Source organism: Nonomuraea sp. NPDC049158, assembly GCF_040648335.1.
Taxonomy (GTDB): domain Bacteria; phylum Actinomycetota; class Actinomycetes; order Streptosporangiales; family Streptosporangiaceae; genus Nonomuraea.
Window position 1 is genome coordinate 304211 of record NZ_JBEZDM010000006.1, and the last position, 20128, is coordinate 324338.

At 69.0% G+C, this 20128-nt stretch carries 21 protein-coding genes and 1 tRNA gene; 16 read left to right on the forward strand and 6 right to left on the reverse strand.

Annotation, left to right across the window (positions count from 1 at the left end; genetic code table 11):
* Window positions 1–175: 175 nt before the first annotated feature.
* The 3 genes from AB0B61_RS16700 to AB0B61_RS16710 all read left to right on the forward strand — a co-directional run bounded on the left by AB0B61_RS16700 (window position 176) and on the right by AB0B61_RS16710 (window position 1771).
* Window positions 176–388, forward strand: a complete 213-nt coding sequence (locus AB0B61_RS16700; protein WP_358432233.1) for a hypothetical protein — start codon at window positions 176–178, stop codon at window positions 386–388.
* Window positions 381–821 (forward strand): type II toxin-antitoxin system VapC family toxin, encoded by a 441-nt coding sequence (locus AB0B61_RS16705; RefSeq protein WP_358432234.1) that lies wholly within the window; start codon window positions 381–383, stop codon window positions 819–821. Before AB0B61_RS16700 ends, AB0B61_RS16705 begins: the two co-directional genes overlap by 8 nt.
* Before the next feature lie 323 nt (window positions 822–1144).
* A complete protein-coding gene (locus AB0B61_RS16710; protein ID WP_358432235.1) occupies window positions 1145–1771 on the forward strand; it encodes a hypothetical protein in 627 nt (208 codons plus the stop codon).
* 33 nt (window positions 1772–1804) lie between these two features.
* Here AB0B61_RS16710 and AB0B61_RS16715 read toward each other — a convergent pair.
* Window positions 1805–1878, reverse strand: a tRNA-Gly gene (locus tag AB0B61_RS16715).
* Window positions 1879–1976: 98 nt separating this feature from the next.
* On the opposite strand from AB0B61_RS16715, the gene dcd reads away from it, so the two are divergent.
* The 3 genes from dcd to AB0B61_RS16730 all read left to right on the forward strand — a co-directional run bounded on the left by dcd (window position 1977) and on the right by AB0B61_RS16730 (window position 4886).
* Window positions 1977–2552 carry a dCTP deaminase gene (gene dcd / locus AB0B61_RS16720; protein ID WP_358432236.1) on the forward strand — a complete coding sequence of 192 codons (576 nt, stop codon included), beginning with the start codon at window positions 1977–1979 and terminating at the stop codon, window positions 2550–2552.
* 706 nt (window positions 2553–3258) lie between these two features.
* Window positions 3259–3876 carry a DUF47 family protein gene (locus tag AB0B61_RS16725; RefSeq protein WP_225294450.1) on the forward strand — a complete coding sequence of 206 codons (618 nt, stop codon included), beginning with the start codon at window positions 3259–3261 and terminating at the stop codon, window positions 3874–3876.
* A gap of 5 nt (window positions 3877–3881) precedes the next feature.
* Window positions 3882–4886, forward strand: a complete 1005-nt coding sequence (locus tag AB0B61_RS16730) for an inorganic phosphate transporter (RefSeq protein ID WP_357959007.1) — start codon at window positions 3882–3884, stop codon at window positions 4884–4886.
* On the opposite strand, the gene mshD is transcribed toward AB0B61_RS16730, so the two are convergent.
* Window positions 4819–5787, reverse strand: coding sequence for a mycothiol synthase (mshD, locus tag AB0B61_RS16735; protein WP_358432237.1), 969 nt, complete (start codon window positions 5785–5787; stop codon window positions 4819–4821). The genes AB0B61_RS16730 and mshD overlap by 68 nt on opposite strands.
* Before the next feature lie 108 nt (window positions 5788–5895).
* Between mshD and AB0B61_RS16740 the strand changes: the two genes are divergently transcribed.
* Entirely contained in the window at window positions 5896–7680 is a 1785-nt protein-coding gene (locus AB0B61_RS16740; protein WP_358432238.1) for a bifunctional metallophosphatase/5'-nucleotidase, read from the forward strand.
* 123 nt (window positions 7681–7803) lie between these two features.
* Here the strand turns inward: AB0B61_RS16740 and AB0B61_RS16745 are convergent, their stop codons facing one another.
* Window positions 7804–8691, reverse strand: a complete 888-nt coding sequence (locus tag AB0B61_RS16745) for an MFS transporter (RefSeq protein ID WP_358432239.1) — start codon at window positions 8689–8691, stop codon at window positions 7804–7806.
* 14 nt (window positions 8692–8705) lie between these two features.
* Here AB0B61_RS16745 and AB0B61_RS16750 point away from each other — a divergent pair, with 14 nt between their 5' ends.
* Entirely contained in the window at window positions 8706–9719 is a 1014-nt protein-coding gene (locus AB0B61_RS16750; protein ID WP_358432240.1) for an FGGY family carbohydrate kinase, read from the forward strand.
* Window positions 9716–10696: a D-glycerate dehydrogenase gene (locus AB0B61_RS16755; RefSeq protein WP_358432241.1), complete on the forward strand. Its 981-nt coding sequence runs from the start codon at window positions 9716–9718 to the stop codon at window positions 10694–10696. The genes AB0B61_RS16750 and AB0B61_RS16755 overlap by 4 nt, the downstream gene beginning before the upstream one ends.
* On the opposite strand, the gene AB0B61_RS16760 is transcribed toward AB0B61_RS16755, so the two are convergent.
* Window positions 10653–12044 carry an ATP-binding protein gene (locus AB0B61_RS16760; protein ID WP_358432242.1) on the reverse strand — a complete coding sequence of 464 codons (1392 nt, stop codon included), beginning with the start codon at window positions 12042–12044 and terminating at the stop codon, window positions 10653–10655. The two genes, AB0B61_RS16755 and AB0B61_RS16760, sit on opposite strands and share 44 nt — an antisense overlap.
* A 262-nt stretch (window positions 12045–12306) precedes the next feature.
* Between AB0B61_RS16760 and AB0B61_RS16765 the strand changes: the two genes are divergently transcribed.
* Window positions 12307–13296, forward strand: coding sequence for a reductase (locus AB0B61_RS16765; protein WP_358432243.1), 990 nt, complete (start codon window positions 12307–12309; stop codon window positions 13294–13296).
* 48 nt (window positions 13297–13344) lie between these two features.
* Complete coding sequence (locus AB0B61_RS16770; protein ID WP_358432244.1) at window positions 13345–13677, forward strand: cytosine permease; 333 nt, start codon at window positions 13345–13347, stop codon at window positions 13675–13677.
* 5 nt (window positions 13678–13682) lie between these two features.
* Here the strand turns inward: AB0B61_RS16770 and AB0B61_RS16775 are convergent, their stop codons facing one another.
* Entirely contained in the window at window positions 13683–15452 is a 1770-nt protein-coding gene (locus AB0B61_RS16775; protein WP_358432245.1) for an alkyl sulfatase dimerization domain-containing protein, read from the reverse strand.
* Between the two features lie 79 nt (window positions 15453–15531).
* Between AB0B61_RS16775 and AB0B61_RS16780 the strand changes: the two genes are divergently transcribed.
* The 4 genes from AB0B61_RS16780 to AB0B61_RS16795 all read left to right on the forward strand — a co-directional run bounded on the left by AB0B61_RS16780 (window position 15532) and on the right by AB0B61_RS16795 (window position 18573).
* Window positions 15532–16173 (forward strand): HAD family phosphatase, encoded by a 642-nt coding sequence (locus tag AB0B61_RS16780; protein ID WP_358432246.1) that lies wholly within the window; start codon window positions 15532–15534, stop codon window positions 16171–16173.
* Window positions 16174–16272: 99 nt separating this feature from the next.
* A complete protein-coding gene (locus AB0B61_RS16785; protein ID WP_358432247.1) occupies window positions 16273–16746 on the forward strand; it encodes a GNAT family N-acetyltransferase in 474 nt (157 codons plus the stop codon).
* 18 nt (window positions 16747–16764) lie between these two features.
* A complete protein-coding gene (locus tag AB0B61_RS16790; RefSeq protein ID WP_358432248.1) occupies window positions 16765–17703 on the forward strand; it encodes a ribose-phosphate pyrophosphokinase in 939 nt (312 codons plus the stop codon).
* A 93-nt stretch (window positions 17704–17796) separates the two neighbouring features.
* The gene (locus AB0B61_RS16795) at window positions 17797–18573 is read left to right on the forward strand and encodes an SDR family oxidoreductase (RefSeq protein ID WP_358432249.1); all 777 of its coding nucleotides are present in this window, start codon (window positions 17797–17799) and stop codon (window positions 18571–18573) included.
* Here AB0B61_RS16795 and AB0B61_RS16800 read toward each other — a convergent pair.
* Window positions 18570–19328 (reverse strand): SDR family oxidoreductase, encoded by a 759-nt coding sequence (locus tag AB0B61_RS16800; RefSeq protein ID WP_358432251.1) that lies wholly within the window; start codon window positions 19326–19328, stop codon window positions 18570–18572. The genes AB0B61_RS16795 and AB0B61_RS16800 overlap by 4 nt on opposite strands.
* Window positions 19329–19338: 10 nt before the next feature.
* Here AB0B61_RS16800 and AB0B61_RS16805 point away from each other — a divergent pair, with 10 nt between their 5' ends.
* On the forward strand, window positions 19339–20067 hold the full coding sequence (locus AB0B61_RS16805) for a nucleotidyltransferase domain-containing protein (protein WP_358432253.1): 729 nt from the start codon (window positions 19339–19341) through the stop codon (window positions 20065–20067).
* Window positions 20068–20128 lie beyond the last annotated feature (61 nt).

A 20128-nucleotide genomic window follows, 5' to 3' on the forward strand; every position in this document is an offset into this window, starting at 1 on the left:
TGAGCTCTGAGCTGGGGAAACGCTGACCTGGCCATATGCCGGTCAAGTGACCGTGAGTCCCCCTGAGCCTCCGTAGATCGCTCTGCGAACGGGCACACAACGGGCACGCCACCGGTCTGCCTCGCCCTACACAAATGGCCAGGGAGGCGAGCCTGGCGAGGCATAGACTGCGAGCATGAGCGCGATGCGTGAAGAGTTGCATGCTCTGGTCGATCGGCTTCCGGATGACCGTGTCCAGCCGGTTCTCGCACTTGTCCGCGAGAACCTTGAGACGGCTGGTCGGCGTGAGCGAGCGCTGGCCATTATGGAACGGGTTCAGGAGCGGATGCGCGGTGTGACGGATGTCGACGAGGAACTGGACCGTCTCCGGGAAGGCGCACGTGGCTGACGCGTACGTCGTGGACACCGGTGTGTTCCTACGGTGGTTCGTCGATCAACCTGGCTACGAGCACGCCCGCCAGATCCGGGATGACTTCCTGCACGACCGGGTAAAGCTGGAGACAGCGGACTTCGCGCGGATTGAGGTTGCCGGAGTGCTGCGAAAGAAGGGCCTGCTCGCGGGTCGGCTGTCCGCAGATGAGTTCATTGCGGCCGTTCGGATCATTGACGAGCTCGGCGTCCGGGTCTATCCCGTGGACGCCGACCGGCTGGAGCAGGCCGCCGCCCTGGCGGTGCGGTTGACGTTGCGCATGTATGACGCTGTCTTCGCACAGCTTGCTCTCGATCGAGAGATTCCGCTGCTGACCACCGACGCAAAACTCCACCGGGCGCTTGACGGCGTCGTCGAGACCGAACTCCTTAAAGACGCAAGCCCTCAGTGATCACCGCTGAGCGGTGGGACTGAACACTGTTACACGAACGCTGGAGCGGGTGACGGGAATCGAACCCGCGCTGTCAGCTCGGGAACTCTTTCAAGATCATGGACCCTGAGCAGGGAAACCGATGACCTGGTCGTATGCCGGTCGAGTGACCGTGAGTCCCCGTGACTGCCCATTGATCGCCGTCTGAACGGGCACGCAGCGGGCACGGCCTGGCGGCCCGCACGCACTCCGCTCGCTCTGCTCGAGCATCTACCTCACCCACCTACGGCCTCGTGATCACAAAGGGTTGGACAGCGCCTCTGCGCGGACAAGAAGATCTCGGCATGGGAACCGACATCCACGGATTCATCGAATGCCGTACATGGACTCCCGGACTCGATGTCGGCGAGACCGCTTGGGTTGCTGCAATCTCGCTGAAGATGTTGGTGGGCAGAGACTACGAAGCCTTCGAGTGCCTCTTCGGGGTTCGCCGCTCAGGCCACTGGCGACCGATCACGGCCGATCGCGGGCTCCCCCAGGATGCGTCGGAGATCACCAAAGCGGGTTTGGCGGAATGGGGGGAAGCTGCCTTCGGTGTCACGTGGTTGAACTGGGATGAGGTCACCACGATCGACTGGGATGAACCCGCGCTTCATCCGACCAACGTAGCCCAGTACCGGCAGCTTCCCGATCGGAGCCTAGAACTCGTGTACCGCTCGGTATGGAGCCGCAGATTCGCTCGGGTAAGTGGCGTGGATACCTTGACGGTCGACCCTTATCAGGTTGCTGTGCTGTGGGATGAAGGCACCGAGTGGAGGGACAGAGACACCGTCTTCCGTGTTGAGCGTGCCACGCGCCGCCGTGCCGTGCCGCCCGACAGCCTCTGGCACGGGGTATGGACAGTCATGCGTACGCTCGCGCACGTTCACGGAGACGATGCTGTCCGCTTGGTGGCCTGGTTCGAGGAGTAGGCGATCCGGCATGCCAGACAGCGCTCTCGTGCTTGGAGCGGGTGACGGGAATCGAACCCGCGCTGTCAGCTTGGGAAGCTGATGTTCTGCCATTGAACTACACCCGCATCGGCCGTAGCCGCGACCACCACTCTAGCGGAAACTCGGCCCACATCAGCCAGCCGTGCCCCCGAGTTTCCCACCGGCACGCGGTAGGTTGCTCTGCGTGCTGCTATCTGACCGCGACATCCTGGCCGAGATCGACTCGGGACGGTTGTCCATCGATCCGTTTGATCGGGACATGATTCAACCGTCCAGTATCGACGTCCGGCTCGATCGGTTCTTCCGGGTGTTTGAGAATCATCGGTATCCGCATATCGATCCGTCCGTGGAGCAGCCGGATCTGACGCGGATGGTGGAGCCCGAAGGGGATGATCCGTTCATTCTGCATCCCGGGGAGTTCGTGCTGGCCTCGTCGTACGAGGTGATCAGCCTGCCTGATCACCTGGCGTCGCGGCTGGAGGGGAAGAGTTCGCTGGGGCGGCTCGGGCTGTTGACTCACTCGACTGCCGGGTTCATCGATCCGGGGTTCAGTGGGCATGTCACGTTGGAGCTGTCCAATGTGGCCACGTTGCCGATCAAGCTGTGGCCGGGGATGAAGATCGGGCAGCTGTGTGTGTTTCGGTTGAGTTCGCCGGCTGAGCATCCGTACGGGTCGTCGAAGTACGGGTCGCGGTACCAGGGGCAGCGGGGGCCGACGCCCTCCCGGTCGTTCCGGAACTTCCATCGGACGAAGATCTGATGATGATGATCCGATGAAGGTCTCTTACGAAGGTCGGACGCTCTGGGGCGTTTGAGGGCGAGCTGTGCCGTTTGGGGCTTGCCTGGGGTGCGGGCGTCCCCGCAAGTACTGGCGGGCGGCTTGCGGGAAGCCAGCGGGCGCCCCTCGGGCAATTGACAAGGTCCCCTCGAGTAGCCGGGCGGACGTCTCCCGACGGACCACCTGGCCTGCGGGTGTTCCCTCGGATGGGCCTCTCGGGCGGGTGGCCCTCGGAAAACTGGCGGGCGTGTCTCAGGTGGCTGGCGGGCGTCCCCCGGAGTACTGGCGGGCCGCGGGTAGCTGGCGGGGGCGTCTCTGAAAACTGGCGGGCGGCTTGCGGAGAGCAGCGCGTCTCCAGCGTCCGACCTATGAGCAGCGGCGATGCGCCTGCCGGTGGACACAAGACGTCTGAAGCCACAAGACGCCCGAAGACACGCCCCAACAACCCACGACCGGACTAGCGGTGGTCCGGAAATGTCACCAAGATGGACTGGACAAGCGGTGACCGAAACCCACGGCCGACTCTCCCCCACCCCGCCGTGGAAAAAGGGCATCCAAAGTACCAACTGGCCCGGTGTCGCACACCATACGGAGGGTAGCCAGTAGGAGAAGGGGACATGAAGTTCGCATTTCTCCTGGTAACCCGTACTCTCTACCACGGACCATCCCCGCACATCTGGAGAACGACGTGCGCCTGCGTCTCACGCCACGTGAGGACAGCTACTACGACCTGTTCGCCGACTCCGCGAACAACCTGGTCACTGCATCCCGCCTATTGGTCGAGATCATTAGCGAGGGCTCGGACAGGGAAACCCTGGCCGAAAAGATGCGCGCCTGCGAGCACGCCGGGGACGAACGCACCCATGCGATCATGAACCGCCTCAATGAGAGCTTCATCACTCCGTTCGACCGTGAGGACATCTACCGGCTGGCCTCGAACCTCGATGACGTGATGGACGCCATGGAGGCGGCATCCGACCTCATCGTGCTCTACCAGATCGACCACCTCCCCAAGGACGTCGTCCGCCAGGTGGAGGTGCTGGAGCGGGCCGCTGAGCTGACCGCCGAGGCCATGCCGCGCCTGCGGTCGATGAAGAACCTGAACGAGTACTGGATCGAGGTCAACCGGCTGGAGAACCAGGGCGACCAGGTCTACAGAAGGCTGCTGGCCAAGCTGTTCAGCGGTGAGTACGACGCGTTGACGGTCATGAAGATGAAGGAGGTCGTCGACGCGCTCGAGGAGGCGGCCGACGCCTTCGAGCACGTCGCCAACACGGTCGAGTCGATCGCGGTCAAGGAAAGCTAACCTCTGTGGACCTTTCGCTCGCCCTCGTCATCGGCGTGGTCGTCATCGCACTGGCCTTCGACTACACCAACGGCTTCCACGACGCGGCGAACGCCATCGCGACCTCGGTCTCGACTCGCGCGCTCACTCCCCGAGCCGCGTTGTTCATGGCCGCCGCGATGAACTTCATCGGCGCCCATTTGGGCACCCAGGTCGCCGCGACCGTCGGCAAGGGCATCATCGACGCGCCGGACGGCTCGCATGGCCTGGTCATCGTGGCTTCGGCGCTCATCGGCGCCATCTGCTGGAACCTGATCACCTGGTATTTCGGCCTGCCCTCCTCCTCCAGCCACGCCCTCATCGGCGGCCTGGTCGGCGCGGCCCTCGCGTCGGCCAGCGCCGTCCACTGGGACGGCGTGCTGGAAAAGGTGGTGGTCCCGATGGTGCTCTCGCCGCTGCTCGGGTTCACGCTGGCCGGCGCGATCATGATCGCAATATATTGGATCTTCCGCAACAGCCAGCCCGGCAAGACCAACCGCGGCTTCCGCTACGCGCAGACCGTCTCGGCCGCGGCGATGGCGCTCGGCCACGGCCTGCAGGACGCGCAGAAGACGATGGGCGTCATCTTCCTGTCCCTCGTCGTCGGCGGCTACATCAGCCCGGGGTCGGAGATCCCGCAGTGGGTCATCCTCGCGTCGGCGGGGGCGATCTCGCTCGGCACGTACTCCGGCGGCTGGCGCATCATGCGTACGCTCGGCCGCCGGATCATCGCGCTCGACCCGCCGCAGGGCTTCGCCGCCGAGTCCGCGGCGGCGGTGGTTCTGTACACGGCGGCGATCGGGTTCGGGGCGCCCATCTCCACCACGCACACGATCACCTCGGCGATCATGGGCGTCGGCGCCACCAAGCGGCTCTCGGCCGTGCGCTGGGGCGTCGCGGGCAACATCGTGACCGGCTGGATCCTTACGATTCCGGCTGCGGCTCTGGTGGCCGCTGTGTCCTACTTCGCCCTGCACTGGGTGGTGGAATAACGGCGTACATCACGTCGACGTCCCAGCGGTCGAAGCCCAGGGACTCGTACAGGCGGATCGCCGCCGTGTTGGCCTCGTCCACGTAGAGCATCGCCTGGGCGAGGCCACGCGCGCGTAGATGGTCCAGACCCGCCAGCGTCAGCGCCTTGCCCAGCCCCGTGCCCTGCTGGGAGGGGTCGACGCCGACGACGTACACCTCGCCGATCGGCTCGTGGCCGTGCTCGGACGAGCCATGGATCTTGGTCCAGTGGAAGCCGGCCAGTCGCTCGCCGCGGAAGGCCAGGAAGAAACCCTCCGGGTCGAACCAGGGCTCCTGCTCGCGCTGGCGCAGGTCGCCGGCCGTCCAGGCGCCCTGTTCGGGGTGGTGGGCGAAGGCCGCGGCGTTGACCTTGAGCCACGCCTCCTCGTCCTGACCTGGTACGAAGGTACGCAGCCGTACTCCATCAGGCATCTCGAAAGCGGGCAGCGGCGTGGACAGGGACCGGCGCATCTGCCAGAGCGAGCGCACGCGCTCGAATCCCGCCGACGCCGCCAGGACGCCCGCGCCCTCATGATCGCCGTGCGCCCACAGGCGCAGGCTGCCACCCGACACCTCGAGTACGGCCCGCAGCAGCCGCGTGCCGTGCCCCTTCCGGCGGCGGGCGGGGTGGATGGCCAGTTCGCCACTCGGACCCTCGACCTCGTCGGTGGGATCTACGTGGGCATAGCCCACCAAAGCCTCATCGTCGTCGTACAAGAGCAGGGAACGGGCCTGCGGATCGCCGCCGTAGCGCAGGTGGAGCATGACATGCTCGTTGAGCGGGCGGACGCCGTCGGCCTCCGTCGCCGCGTCCACCACGCCGAGCACCTGAGCGATTTCGCGGTCATCAAGTCGTTGTCTGATCTCCACGTGCGCTGTCACAGTCCGAACTCTAGGGGTACTGCTGGCAAATAACGCCATGTGGCGGGCCGATGAATCGTTACCTTTGCGACATTGGCTGCATAGGTTCCGGCCGTAACGTCTAAGGCCATGACCCCACGTTCCCTCCTCCGGCTAGTGCTGGCCGGAGCCGTCGCCGCGGGCGGGTTCGCCGCGGCGACCGCCCCCGCGAACGCGAGTAAGGCACCCAAGACCGTTCCGGTACGGCTGCTCGCGCTCAACGACTTCCACGGCAACCTCGAACCCCCGACCGGATCCTCCGGCCGGATGGTCGACGAGAACGGCGCCACCGTCGAGGCGGGCGGCGCCGCGTACGTCGCCACGCACATGAAGGCCCTCAGCGACAAGAACACGATCGCGGTGGCCCAGGGCGACCTGATCGGCGCGAGCCCGCTGATCTCGGCGGCCTATCACGACGAGCCGTCCGTCGAGTTCATGGGCAAGATCGGGCTCAAGGTGGCCGCGGTCGGCAACCACGAGTTCGACGAGGGATACACGGAGCTGCGCCGGATCATGAAGGGCGGCTGCCACCCGGTGGACGGGTGCTCGCCCGCCGGCACGTGGAAGGGCGCCCAGTACGACTACGTCGGCGCCAACGTGCTGTTCAAGAACCCGAACGAGAAGACCGACGCGCTCGCGGCGCTGGGCGCGCCGCAGAGCCAGGTCAAGAAGCTGATGAGCGACTGGGGCGTGCCCGCCCTGCCGCCCGTCAGCGTCAAGTGGATGAACGGCGTGCCGATCGGCTTCATCGGCCTGGTCACCCAGACCACCCCGAACATCGTCACCGCCGATGGCATCAAGAACCTCAAGTTCGTGGACGAGGTCAAGGCCGCGAACCTGGCGTCCAAGCTGCTCAAGCTGGTGGGCGTGAAGGCCCAGGTCGTACTCGTGCACGAGGGCGACCAGGTGACCGCGGGCCAGTCGCCGGACGCCTGCAGCGCCGTCCCGGGCGCGGGCAACCGCATCGCCACGCAGGTCGACCCCGAGATCGACGTGATCCTCAGCGGGCACTCGCACCAGGCGTACCTGTGCAAGGTCAAGGACCCCGCCGGTCAGGACCGCCTGTACTCGCAGGGTGGCTCGTTCGGCCGCGTCATCACGAAGGTCGATCTCAACGTGAACGTCAAGACGCGGGACATCGACCGCGCCTCGGTGGTTGCCGACAACCAGGTCGTGACCCGTACGGTAACCCCGGATCCCGAAATTTCCGCCTTCGTGCAGACCTGGAAGGACCGGGTCGCCCCGGTCGCCAACAAGCCCGTCGGCCGGATCACCGCGGACATCACCAACACCGCCGCCCCCAGCGGCGAGTCCCCGCTCGGCGACCTCATCGCCGACGGCCAGCTGGCCGGCACCAAGACCGGCGGCAACGCGCAGATCGCCCTGATGAACCCGGGTGGCGTGCGGGCTTCTCTCACTTTCGCCGGCTCCGCGGCGGGCGAGGGTGACGGCGTGGTCACCTATGGCGAGGCGTTCACCGTGCAGCCGTTCAACAACCTGATGCAGGTCGTGACGCTGACCGGTGCGCAGCTCAAGACGGTCCTGGAGCAGCAGTTCACCGGCGGGCCGAACGCCCAGCCGTTCACCAAGATCCTCCAGCCGTCGGCGAACTTCACCTACACCTACAGCAGCGGCGCGGCGTGGGGCTCCAAGGTGTCGAACATGAAGATCGACGGCGTCGCGGTGACGGACGCGCAGACGATCCGGGTCGCCGCGAACAACTTCCTGGTCGGGGGCGGCGACGCCTTCCTCGGCTTCAAGGACGGTACGGACCTCTGGAGCGGGCCGCTGGACATCGACGCCTTCGTCGACCAGCTGGGCCGCGACAACCCGATCGCCCCGCCCGCCACGACCCGCATCACCGTAACCCCGTAGCGAACTAGCGAAGGGCCCGCTTCTAACGCAGAAGCGGGCCCCTCCTTATGTGAAGGGCCCGCTTCGGAAACGAGAAGCGGGCCCTTCCTCCTTCTACGCTCGACGCTCTTCTTCGCCTGGTGCTCAGCCGGCGATCGGCTCCACCTTGCGGATCAGCAGGCCGAAGCAGAGTGCGCCGAGCACCGCCACCACACCGGTTACCAGCAGCGGGACCACGAACGAGCCGGTGGCCTGGGCGAGGGCGCCGATGACGATCGGGCTGAGCGCGCTGGCGATGTTGGCCGCGAAGTTCTGCAGCCCGCCGAGCGTGGCGACCTGGTGCGCGGGCGCGACGTCGGCGGGCAGGCACCAGAGCGACACGATGGCGAACGCGATCGCGGCGTAGCTGATGCTCAGCAGGGCCAGTGCCAGCGCGGCGCTCTCCACCAGCACGGCGGCCGCGACAGTGGAGCTCAGCAGCATGCCCGCCACCAGGCAGGTCTTCCTGGCCCTGGTGAGGCTCCAGCCGCGCTTGAGCAGCCAGTCACCGGCGATCCCGCCCGCCCAGCCGCCCGCGACGGCCGTCAGGCCGGGGATCATGCCGAAGAAGCCCAGCTTGAGCAGGTCGAAGCCGCGATCCTGAACGAGGTAGCTCGGGAACCAGGTGAGGAAGAAGGTGACCACGAAGTTGAGGCAGGAGAAGCCGCCGATCATGCCCCAGACCACGCGGTGCCGCAGCAACCACGCCACACTCCCACGCCGCTGCGGCGCGGCAGAAGCACCGGCCGTGGGACCGACGGACGCGCCGGTGATGTGGGCGCGTTCGGCGGCGTTCGGCTTGGGGTGGGACTTCGGTGAGCGGTAGTACGACCACCACCCGAGCGTCCACAGCACCCCCAGAACGGCCATCACCACGAACGCCGCGATGATCGCCGTGATGATCGGCACCGCCAGCGCGGACCCGATGCGGGCGCCACTGTCATAGAAGGCGGTCGCCCTCCCCCGCTCACTGGGCGGGAACCACAGCGACACACGAGCCGGAGACCTTGGCGCGTACGCGCACGATGGGGTTCGTCGGCACCTGGCTGGGTCACCGGCTGACCGGCCGCGACGCGATCGACCCCACGCAGGCCTCCTACAGCGGCCTGTTCGCCTGCACCGACGGCTGTGACTGGATCGACGACCTCGCCGCCCTGGTGGGGGTGCCCGGGCACGTCCTGCCGCCGGTCGTCCCGTCGCTGTCGCCCCTTGGCGCCCTCCTGCCCGAGGCCGCCGCCGAGCTGGGGCTGCGCCCCGGCATCCCGGTCGTCACCGGAGCGGCTGACACGGCGGCCGCCGCCTGCCTGCTCGACATCCACGGGTCTCGCGCGCCGCTGTACACGGTGGGCACGACGCATGTGGTCACGCGGAGCTCCGCCGTACCTGATCGGGCGCCGCGGGTGTTGCAGCGCGCGGACGTACGGCCGGGCAGATGGCTGTGGCATTCCGCGACGAACGGCGGCGTGGCTCTGTCGGTCGCGGCGCGGCTGCTCGGCTACGGCGACGCGGTGGAGGAGCTGATCGCCAGAGCCGGAGCGGCCACGATCGCGCAGGCCGAGGCGGCGCCCGTGTTCATTCCGCATGTGACGCCCGAGCGCGGTCCACTGTGGCTGGAACGGCCGCGCACCGCCCTGCTCGGCTACCTGCCCGATACCGACGCCTGGTCGGCGGCGTGGGGCGTGGTCGAGGGGGTGGCCTTCGCGGTCCGCCTGATGCTGGGCGACTCCGATCACGTCGTTATGGTGGGCTCGCTGGATTACGCCAGGATCGTGGCGGACCTGTTCGGACGGCCGGTCCATCTCGTGGAGGAGACGTACCTGCCCGCGATGGGAGCCGCGGCGATGGCCGCCGAAGGGACGGACGGGGCCATACTCCCCGCGCCGCCGTATCGGCGCATCGACCCGCGTCCCGAATGGGCGCACGTCGTCGCCGCGCGCTGGCAGTCGTACGGCGAGACCTGGGGCAGGATCGTGGGCCGCCCGGCCCCCACGGCACCCCCGATGAGCGAGGAGAGTCGATGATCTACGTGACCCGCACCTTGACCGACGCCGCCATGGCGCTCGTGCGCTCGCTCGGCCGACCCGTGGTGTGCGGCGAGGAGGACCCGCCCGACCGCGCCACGCTGCTGCGCCTGGCCGCGGGCGCGGAGGGGGTCGTGTGTACGCTCACCGAGCGCATCGACGCCGAGTTCCTCGACGCGGCGGGCCCGTCGCTGCGGGTCGTCGCCAACACCGCGGTCGGCTACGACAACATCGACGTGGCCGCGGCCACCGAGCGCGGGATCCAGGTCACCAACACCCCGGGAGTGCTCGACGGCGCCACCGCCGACCTGACGATGGCGCTGATCCTGGCCGCCGCGCGCCGCGTACTGGACGGCGACCGGCTGCTGCGGGAGCGTACCCCGTGGATCTGGGGGCCGCGCATGCTGCTCGGGCTCGATCTCAGTGCCGGGGCGTCGCTGGGCGTGGTCGGCTACGGCCGCATCGGGCGGGCCGTCGCACGGCGCGCCCGCGCGTTCGACATGGAGATCCTGGCCACGCCCACCTCCTCGCCGCTGCCGGAGGACGATGAGCGGGGCGTGGAGTTCGTCGAGCTGCCCGAGCTGCTGGAGCGCGCCGATGTGGTCAGCCTGCACTGCCCGCTCACCCCGGCCACCCGCCACCTCATCGACGCCGACGCCCTGGGCCGCATGAAGCGCACCGCGATCCTGGTCAACACCGCTCGTGGCGGCATCGTCGACGAGGACGCGCTGGTGAGGGCGCTGCGGGCGGGGACGATCGCGGGGGCGGCCCTCGACGTGTTCGAGGGCGAGCCGGCGGTGAATCCGGCGCTGGTCGAGCTGGGCAACACCGTGCTGACCCCGCACATCGGCAGCGCGGGCACGGCGACCCGCGAGCGGATGTGCCACCTGTCGGTGTCGAACGTCGCGGCCGTGCTGGACGGGCGCGAACCGCTCACACCGGTGAATCTCCATCCAGGTACAACGGCAAACGGGTGACGAACTGGGCGCCTGGATAGTGGTCGGTGATCGTCAGGGTCCCCCGGTGCGCCTGGGCGATCTCCCTCGACAGGGCCAGGCCGAGTCCGCTGCCCTCCTTGTCCCTGGCCCGGCCCTCGGCCAGGCGGGTGAAGCGCTCGAAAACGTGCTCGCGCTCGTCGGCCGCGATGCCCGCCCCGTCGTCGGTGACCGTGATGTCGACGGTCTGGTCTCCACGGTTGACCGCCACCTGGAGGTCGATCCTGGTGGCGGCGTGCCGGGTGGCGTTGTCGAGCAGGTTGGTCAGCAGCCGGTCCAGCTGGATGCGGGAGCCCATGACAGGGGCCGTGCCCATCACGTGGGTGACGACGCTGATGTCGCCTTCCGCACGGCGCCGCCCCTGCTCCTCCGCCAGCTGGCAGGCGTCGACAACGTGCCATTCGATGACGGCGCCCGCGTCGAGCCGGGCCAGCATCAGGAGCTCCTCGATGATGTCCGTCAGACGGTCGGCTGACTTCAGGGCCCGGGCGCCCGTCGACGCCCAGTCCGTGTCGTCCGGATAGGCGCTGGCCACCTCCAGCTGGGTACGCAGCGCGGTGATGGGGCTGCGGAGCTCGTGCGAGGCGTCGGCCACGAAGCGGCGTTGCGTCTCGGCGGAGCGTTCCAGCCGGTCGAGGGTGTCGTTGGTGGTCATGGCGAGGTTGGAGATCTCGTCCCCGGCGCCGGGCACGGGGACCCGGCGGCTCAGGTCGTGCCCGGTGATCTCGGCCAGCTCTGCTCGGATGCGCTCGACCGGGCGCAGGGTGTGGCCGACCACGGCCCAGGTGATGCCCGCGACGCCGAGCAGCATCAGTGGGGTGCCGAGGAAGATCAGGGCATAGAGCCACCCGAGTGCCCGGTTGACGTCGCTCAGCGAGGACGCGCCGTACACGGTGATCAGGCCGTACGACGTCCGCGACTGCATGGCCATGACCAGGTACTTGGATCCGTGCTCCACACTATCGCTGTCGCCGGTGAGCTCGATCTCGGTGGCGTAGATCGTTTCCGGCTGGGGCAGCCGCAGGTTCGCGATGGGGGGCTGACCCCTCAGGTTGTGGCTGGAGGCGAGGACGATGCCCTCGGAGGAGACGACCTGCAGGAGGGGTACGCGGGCCGGCGTGGGGAGCAGGCTGCGCAGCTCCTTCGTCCGGGCGTCGTTGGCCACCCGTCGTACGGCCAGCTCCACCCGGTTCTGCACGGCGCCGCGGAGGTTGCCCGGCAATGTGCTCAGGGTGAGGCCGACCGTGGCGGCGAAGACCACGGCCGCGACCAGAGTCGCGATCATGGTCAGGCGCGCCCGGATCGTGCAGGGGAAGATCCGTTTCACCATCCCATGGTCCCTAGCATCACTATCTGTGACACTTCCCCATTATGCCGCGAGGAACAGCATTGACACTGACCTGCTGATATATCTACCTTTGCAGCGCTAAAGTGTCGCGGAGAGTGAGGGGCTTCGCCGTCCGCGATTCCCCTGTCAGCGCTGGCGCAGTCGGTAATCGCGCTGTGGGCGATGCCGTGGTTTCGCTGCCGGCGATTCCGCTGTCGGCGTGCACGGCTACCTGGCGGCGGCCGCGACCTGCAGGGTGATGGCCATGAGACTTCTGGTGCTGGGCGGGACGGAGTTCGTGGGGCGGGTCTTCGTCGACGAGGCCCTCGCGGCCGGCTGGGACGTCACCGTGTTCAACCGGGGCACGCATGCCCCGCCGCCCACGGTGACGGCGCTGCGGGGCGAGCGGACGAAGCCGGGCGGGCTGGCGGCGCTCGAGCGTGGTGAGTGGGACGTCGTGGTCGACACCTGGTCGTGGGCGCCGTCCGCCGTACGCGACGCGGCGACGCTGCTGGCCGGGCGGGCGGGACACTACGTCTACGTGTCCAGCCGGTCCGTCTACGACTACCCGATGGCGGCCGGTTCCGGGGAGGACGCTCCGGTGGTCGCGGCCTCGGCCGATGACGGCGATGACGTGGGTTACGCGCAGCTCAAGGCCGGTGGGGAGCTGGCGGCGGTGGCGACCTTCGGGGAGCGGGCGCTGCTGGCGCGGGCGGGGTTGGTCCTGGGCCCGTACGAGAACATCGGGCGGCTGCCGTGGTGGCTGACCAGGATCGCGCGTGGCGGGCCGGTGCTCGCGCCGGGGCCCGCCGAGCTGCCCCTGCAGTACGTGGACGCGCGCGACATGGCCCAATGGTGCCTTGAGGTGGCCAAGGACGGACTGGGTGGGGCCTACAACGTGGTGAGCCCATCGGGATTCGTCACCATGGAGGAGTTGCTGCGGACCTGCATAGACGTGACCGGGTCCGGGGCCGAGCTGCGGTGGGTGGCGCCGGAGCCGATCCTGGCGGCCGGTGTGCGGCCGTGGACCGATCTGCCGATCTGGCTGGAGGGCGACGACCACGACTCCATGCACCGAACCGACGTGTCCAAGGCGGTGGCGGCCGGGCTGCGGTTCCGGCCGGTGGCGGAGACGGTGGCCGACACGTGGGCCTGGCTGCGGAGCATCGGCGGGCGGGCGCCCATGCGTCCCGACCGGCCGCCGGTCGGCCTGGACCCGAAGGTGGAGGCCGCGCTGCTGGGACTCGACGGCTGATCCCGGCCGCTCTGGGGCAGCCGCGGGTGCCGGGTGTACCGTCCGATCATGGACATGATGACCGTTGAGCAGAACGGCATCAACGCCGTTCCGGCAGCCGAGCGGCGGGGCACGCCTCGGGACCTGTTATGGCCGTGGGCCGGCGCCAACCTCTCCCTCTTCGGCGTCGCCTTCGGTGTCTACGTCGTCGGGCTCGGCCTGGGCGTCTTCCCGGCGATCATCACCGCAGTGATCGGTTACGCGTTGTCGTTCGGGCTGGTCGGGCTGGTCGCGATCGCGGGGACGTTCGGGGCGGCCAACATCGGCGTGGTGGTCGCGCTGGTGCTGGCCGGGGTCCTCTACTTCGCGATCTCGAGCCTGGTGCCCCGCCGTAGCGGCTGACCGCGTCAGGCGGTCACGATGGCGAAGTCGGGTATCGGGTGGTCGAGTACGGCCACCAGCCGCCGCAGCACGCCGATGTCGCCTTCTCGTTCGACCCGCTCGACGCCGTGGCCGGCCAGCAGGCCGAGCAGTTGCGCCTTCGTCAGCCGCAAGGTCAGGTCGACCGGCCCCTCGGGCGGGTCGGCGTGCTGGATGAGGGCGCCGTTCGACAGCGTGGTCCGATACCTCTCGCCCAGATCGGTCAGGTGCCAGTCGATGGACAGGCTCTCGTTCCAGGCCCGCGGCCCGTCGATCCGGATGGCGATCGAGTCGAGGATCTGATCGACGCCGAGCGCCGCGACCAGGCCGGGCGCGGCCTGCTCCGTGGCGGCCGGCACGACGCCGTCGCTCAGCTCCAGCGCGCCCGTCAGGTAGAGGTTGCGCCAGGTGGCGTTCTCCGCGCCGTGCCCGAGCCGGGTGTACACCTCGGCGAGCAGGTCACGCGCCTCCTTGTTGCCCTCGTCGGCGAAGACCGCGTGGTTGAGCAGCTGCGCGGCGAAGCGCAGGTCGTTCTCCTTGAGGTAGCGCCGGGCGAAGGCGACGACGGCCGCCCCGCCGCCGAGACACTCCACGTAGCGGGTCGCGCTCTCCCTCGGCGGATGCTCCCACAGGTGCGCGGGGTTGCCGTCGAACCAGCCCAGGTAGCGCTGGTAGATGGCCTTGACGCTGTGGCCGACCGGCCCGTGGTAGCCGTGCGTGTGCCAGACCTGCTCCAGCTCGGGCGGCACCCGCATGGCCTCGGCGATCTCGGCTCCGGTCAGGCCTTTGTTCATCAGCCGCAGGGTCTGGTCGTGCAGGTAGGAGTACAGGTCACGCTGCTGCGACAGGAACCGGACGATCTCCGGCCCGCCCCAGGTGGGCCAGTGGTGCGAGGCGAAGGCGACGTCGAGCTCGGCCGCGAACAGCGCGACCGTCTCGTCCAGCTGCCGGGCCAGGGCCTTGGCGTCCCGCAGGGGCAGGAGGTTGTGCGGGTTGCGGGTGGCGTTCTCGCCCAGGCACAGGGCCCGGTGGCCGGGCAGGTACAGGGCCAGTTCCGGTGGTGCCTGGGCGAGCTGGAAGACGATGCGTACCCCGTCGATCGTCTCCTCCTGTCCCGTACGTTCGATGTCGAGCGTGGGAGCGATGAGCGAGATGGAGCGGGTCTTGCCCAGGCCCGTACCGATCTGGCCGTCGGGTGATCGTTCGAGGGCCTGGCCGTACAGGTAGACCGATCGGCGGGCCGTGGCGGACCAGGCGTGCAGGTGCTCGCGGGCCACGTTCCGCAGGAAGCCCGCGGGCGCCAGGATCGGCACGCCGCCGCCGGTGACGCCGCGTACGCCACCGAAGTGGTCGACGTGCGGATGCGTGTAGATCACCCCGGTCACGGGCCGGGCGCCGCGATGGGTTCGGTAGAGGCGCAGCGCCGCGGCCGCGCACTCGGTGGAGATGAGCGGGTCGATGATGATCACGCCGCAGTCACCCTCGACGATCGACATGTTCGACAGGTCGAACCCGCGCACCTGGTAGACGCCGTCCGTCACCTCGTACAGCCCCTGCCGGGCGGAGAGCCGCGCCTGCCGCCACAGGCTGGGATGCGCGCTGCCGGGACAGTCCTGCTCCAGGAAGGCGGCCGACTCGCCGTCCCAGATGACCTTGCTGTCGGCGGCGCTGACCACCGCCGGGCTGAACTTCGCGATGAAGCCGCGATCCGCCGCCGCCTCGAAGTCGCTGGAATCATGGAGTGGAAGGTCGGCCATGCCCAGGCCCATTCCCGAGAACCGGTCAACGCATATCCTCGTTAATGGGCAATCCCGACAAAGCCCGCTAGGGGGTTCCGTGGAAGCGTGCGTGTTCGACCTCGACGGCGTACTCGTCGACTCCGAGCCGGTCTGGGAGGAGGTACGGCGGGCGTTCGTCGCCGAACACGGCGGCACCTGGCAGGAGGACACCCAGTCCAGGCTCATGGGGATGAGCACCCAGGAATGGGCCGCCTACCTGCACGAACTCGGCGTGACGCTGCCTCCGGACGAGATCGCGCGCGGCGTGGTGGACCAGATGGCCGAGCGCTACCGGCACGGCGTACCGCTGATGAAGGGGGCGCCCGAGGCGGTGCGGCGCCTGGCGGCGGACCTCACGCTGGGCCTGGCCAGCTCCTCGCCGCGCGCGTTGATCGAGGTGGTGCTGGACGCGGCCGAGTTCCGCGACTGCTTCGCCGTCACCGTCTCCACCGAGGAGGTGCCGCGCGGCAAGCCCGCCCCCGACGGCTACCTGGAGGCGACCGGCAAGCTGGGCGTCGATCCGCGCGGGTGCGTGGCGGTGGAGGATTCGAGCAACGGCCTGCGCTCGGCGCACGCGGCCGGGATGCGGGTGATCGCCGTGCCTCATCCCCGGTATCCGCCCGCCGCCGACGCACTGGCGCTCGCCTGGAAGGTCGTCCCCGACCTCGACTCCCTCACGGTCGCGGCGCTCGAACGATGATCCGACCCAGTAACTCCCGCACGATGGCGGCGGTCGAACGATGATCCGACTCAGTAACTCCCGTACGATGACCCGACTCACGATGGCGGCGCTCCAGCGATGATCCGACTCAGAACTCCCGCCGATCTCGACGCGTGTGTGCGGGCGCTGGCCGAGGTCCAGGCCGCCGACCGCTACCCCGTGGACTGGCCCGACGATCCGCAGGGCTGGCTAACGCCCGGCGACCTGCTCCGGGCCTGGGTCGCCCTGGACGAGCAAGGCGTCATAGTCGGTCATGTCGGGCTCGCTCAGGTCGAGTCGCGGGTGACCGAGTTGGTCGGTACGCCCGTCCGCGCATCCGTGACCCGCCTGTTCGTCACGCCGCCCGCCCGGCGCGGCGGACTCGCCGCCCGTCTGCTGGACACCGCCCTCGCCGACGCGGACGGACGTCTCACCCTGGAGGTCTCCGACGAGGGCCGGGCGGCCATCGCCGCCTACGAGAGGTACGGCTGGCAGCGCGTCGCCACCTCACGCGCCCGATGGCGCAACGCGGCCGGTGAACCCGCCCTGGTGCACCATTACCTGAGCCCGTGAAGCTATCCTTTCGGAATCGTGCGAGACATCACGGTTTTCAGCGGCAGCGCCCACCCCGATCTGGCTGAGGAGATCTGCTCCCACCTGGGCACCCCGCTCCACCCGGTCAAGGTCAACCGCTTCGCCAACGACGTGCTGGAGGTCCAGCTCCAGGCCAACTGCAGGGAACGCGACGTCTTCATCATCCAGCCGCTGGTCCCGCCCGTACAGGAGAACCTGGTCGAGCTGCTGCTGATGCTCGACGCCGCCCGTGGAGCGTCCGCCGCCAGGACGACCGTGGTGATGCCGCATTATGCATTTGCCCGGAGCGACAAGAAGGACGCCCCGCGCATCTCCATGGGGGCGCGCCTGGTGGCGGACCTGATGGTGACGGCGGGCGCCGGGCGGGTGCTGACGATGACGCTGCACTCGCCACAGGTGCACGGCTTCTTCAGCGTGCCCGTCGACCACCTGCACGCGCTGCGCGAGCTGGCCGCCCATTTCCGCCGCTACGACCTGTCCAACACCGTCGTCGTCTCCCCCGACCTGGGCAACGCCAAGGAGGCGGCGCACTTCGCCCGGCTGCTCGGCACCGACGTGGCGATGGGGGCCAAGCAGCGCTTCAGCGACGACCGGGTGGTGATCAGCTCGGTGATCGGCGAGGTCAAGGGCAAGGACGTGATCATCCTGGATGACGAGATCGCCAAGGGCACGACCGTCATCGAGCTGCTCGACCGGCTGCGCGAGCGTGGCGTCAACTCCGTACGTGTCGCGTGCACGCACGGGTTGTTCGCGGCCGGGTCGATCGAGCGGCTGAGCGCGCTGCCCGAGGTGGAAGAGATCGTCTGCACCAACACCGTGCCCGTGCCCAAGCCCACGGACAAGCTCACGGTCCTGTCGATCGCTCCGGCGCTGGCCGAGGCGATGCGGCGGATCCACGACGGCGAGTCGGTGAGCGCGCTGTTCAGCGCGCCCTGACACAGCGCGCCCTGACAAAGCGCGCCCTGACAAAAGGCCGGGTCCGGTCCCCCATGGCTCGCCATGAGGGATTTATCACGACATGCTCCTCGGATGGTCGATACGAAACTCGCCGGTCGGACCGTTCTCGTCACCGGCGCCAGTGGCGGGATCGGGGCGGCGGTCGCGCGGGCCTTCTCGGCTGAGGGGGCGCGGGTGGCGGTGCACTACTTCAGCGAGAGAACCGCTCCCCCGGGCGTCACCTGGGAGCATGTCACCCCCGCCGCGGACGTCGCCGAGGCGCTGGCCGCCGGGCTCCGGGACGCGGTGGCCGTACCCGCCGATCTACGTGAGCCGGACGCGGCGCGGCGGCTGTTCGACGCGGTCGAGCGGCTGCTGGGGCCGGTCGACGTGCTGGTGAACAACGCCGCGCACTGCGAGACCCCGGACACCTTCGGCGCCCTCACCACCGATGGCCTGCGCCGCCACTACGAGGTCAACGCGATCGCCCCCGCGCTGCTCATCTCCGAACTGGCGAGCCGGCAGCGGGACGGCCGCGAGCCGTGCGTGGTGAACGTCTCCACGGACGCCGCCCGCGCCTTCCCCGGTCAGATCGGGTACGGGACGTCCAAGGCGGCGCTGGAGGCCCTCACCCGGGCGGCCGCCCTCGACCTCGGCGCGGCCGGCATCCGGGTCAACGCGGTGGCTCCCGGCCCGGTGCAGACCGGCTGGATGGACGCCGAGACGTACGCGCGGGCCGGCGAGATCGTGCCGCTGGGGCGGGTGGGTGAGCCCGCCGACATCGCCGACGCCGTCGTGTTCCTCGCCTCGCACCAGGCTCGGTGGATCACCGGTCAGGTCCTGCAAGTGGCGGGCGGGCACGCGCTCTAGGCGAAGCCGCCGTTGCTCAGCAGCAGTTGGCCGTTGATCCACTGGCCCTCTGGTGAGCACAGGAAGTCGACCAGGTGGGCGGTCTCCTTGGGCGTGCCGAGGCGGTTGAGCGGGGTCTGGCGGAGGTGGCGCTCCCGGATGTCGTCCGACATCCAGCCGGTGTCCACCGGGCCCGGGTTGATGACGTTGGCGCTGACGCCGAGGTGGGCCAGCTCGCGGGCGGCGGCCAGGACGATGCGGTCCAGTGCGCCCTTGCTCGCGCCGTAGGGCAGGTTGCCGACGGTGTGGTCGCTGGTGAGGCCGATGATCCGGCCGGTCCCGTGGGCGCCCGAGAAGCGGCGGCCGTACTCACGGACCAGCAGCCAGGTGGCCCGCGCGTTGACGGCGAAGTGGCGGTCGAAGCTCGCGAGGGTGGTGTCGAGCAGGCCGGAGGCGACCGATTCGCAGTGGCACATCACCAGGGCGGTGACGTTGCCCAGCCGGCGTTCGGCCTCGTCGAAGATCCGTGCGGGGGTGTCGGCGTCCGTCAGGTCGGCCTCGATCGCCGCGCCGCGTCCGGCGAGGCTTTCGCCGATCGCGTCGGCCGCCCCCGGTTCGGCGCCCCAGGACATGCGCTCGTCGTACGGGGACCAGTAGGTGAAGGCGATGTCCCAGCCCGAGGCAGCCAGCCGGCGGGCGATGCCGGCGCCGATGCCGACAGTGCGGCCCACACCGGTGACCAGGGCCACTTTTCCGTCGCGTCTCGTGTCGACCATAGTGGCCATCATGCATGCGCCCACCGATCTTCTGCTAACCCGTTTCCTGCACGACATCAGGCCGGCCGTGCCCCTGGTCGCGCTGTGGGCGCACGGGTCGCTCGCGGCGGGCGACTACCAGCCGGGCAAGAGCGATCTCGATCTCATCGCGGTGGTCGAGACGGACATCACCGAGGAGCAGCGGCAACGGCTGGCCAAGCTGCACGAGGAGCTCGTTCTGCCGCTCGCCGAGCATCTGCACTGCTCCTACATGCCCAGGCACCGGCTGGGCGACTTCGCGACCGACCATGTGACCTGGGCGCACCAGGAGCTGTACGAGCGGCCGGTCACCCCGGTGACCCGTCGTGAGCTGCACGCGGGCGCTCTCGAGCTGTACGGCGAGCCGCCCGCGGGCCTGCTGCCGCCGGTGTCGGACGAGGAGCTGAAGGAGTTCATCCGGGCGGATCTCCGGGACTTCTGGCTGGTCAAGACACGCGCGCGCAAGCTGTGGCTGCGCGACATCTGGGTGGATCTCGGGATGATCACCGTGGCGCGGGCGACGGTCACCTTGCGGGACGGGCGGCTGATCACCAAACGGGAGGCCCTTGACGTGCTGGCCGAGCTCGGCGCGCCGATGAACGTGGTGGAGGACATCCGAGCCCGCAGGTACGGCCTGCCGCGGCCGTTCCTGAGCCGGTTCAGGCGCGGAACCCTGGCCAGGGTCTTCATCAGGGCGGCGATCAAGCGAGCCCTCGGCTGACGATCAGGACACCGCCCCGGATAGTCTTTGCCGGGTCACCACCAGAAAACGGGGAAAGGCG

What these genes read in the sequence shown, in the direction of transcription:
- AB0B61_RS16700 (WP_358432233.1), top strand. Translation starts at nt 176, where the DNA reads ATGAGCGCGATGCGTGAAGAGTTGCATGCTCTGGTCGATCGGCTTCCG.
- AB0B61_RS16710 (WP_358432235.1), top strand. Translation starts at nt 1,145, where the DNA reads ATGGGAACCGACATCCACGGATTCATCGAATGCCGTACATGGACTCCC.
- AB0B61_RS16740 (WP_358432238.1), top strand. Translation starts at nt 5,896, where the DNA reads ATGACCCCACGTTCCCTCCTCCGGCTAGTGCTGGCCGGAGCCGTCGCC.
- AB0B61_RS16755 (WP_358432241.1), top strand. Translation starts at nt 9,716, where the DNA reads ATGATCTACGTGACCCGCACCTTGACCGACGCCGCCATGGCGCTCGTG.
- AB0B61_RS16760 (WP_358432242.1), bottom strand. Translation starts at nt 12,044, where the DNA reads ATGGTGAAACGGATCTTCCCCTGCACGATCCGGGCGCGCCTGACCATG.
- AB0B61_RS16765 (WP_358432243.1), top strand. Translation starts at nt 12,307, where the DNA reads ATGAGACTTCTGGTGCTGGGCGGGACGGAGTTCGTGGGGCGGGTCTTC.
- AB0B61_RS16770 (WP_358432244.1), top strand. Translation starts at nt 13,345, where the DNA reads ATGGACATGATGACCGTTGAGCAGAACGGCATCAACGCCGTTCCGGCA.
- AB0B61_RS16775 (WP_358432245.1), bottom strand. Translation starts at nt 15,452, where the DNA reads ATGGCCGACCTTCCACTCCATGATTCCAGCGACTTCGAGGCGGCGGCG.
- AB0B61_RS16785 (WP_358432247.1), top strand. Translation starts at nt 16,273, where the DNA reads ATGATCCGACTCAGAACTCCCGCCGATCTCGACGCGTGTGTGCGGGCG.
- AB0B61_RS16795 (WP_358432249.1), top strand. Translation starts at nt 17,797, where the DNA reads ATGGTCGATACGAAACTCGCCGGTCGGACCGTTCTCGTCACCGGCGCC.
- AB0B61_RS16800 (WP_358432251.1), bottom strand. Translation starts at nt 19,328, where the DNA reads ATGGTCGACACGAGACGCGACGGAAAAGTGGCCCTGGTCACCGGTGTG.
- AB0B61_RS16805 (WP_358432253.1), top strand. Translation starts at nt 19,339, where the DNA reads ATGCATGCGCCCACCGATCTTCTGCTAACCCGTTTCCTGCACGACATC.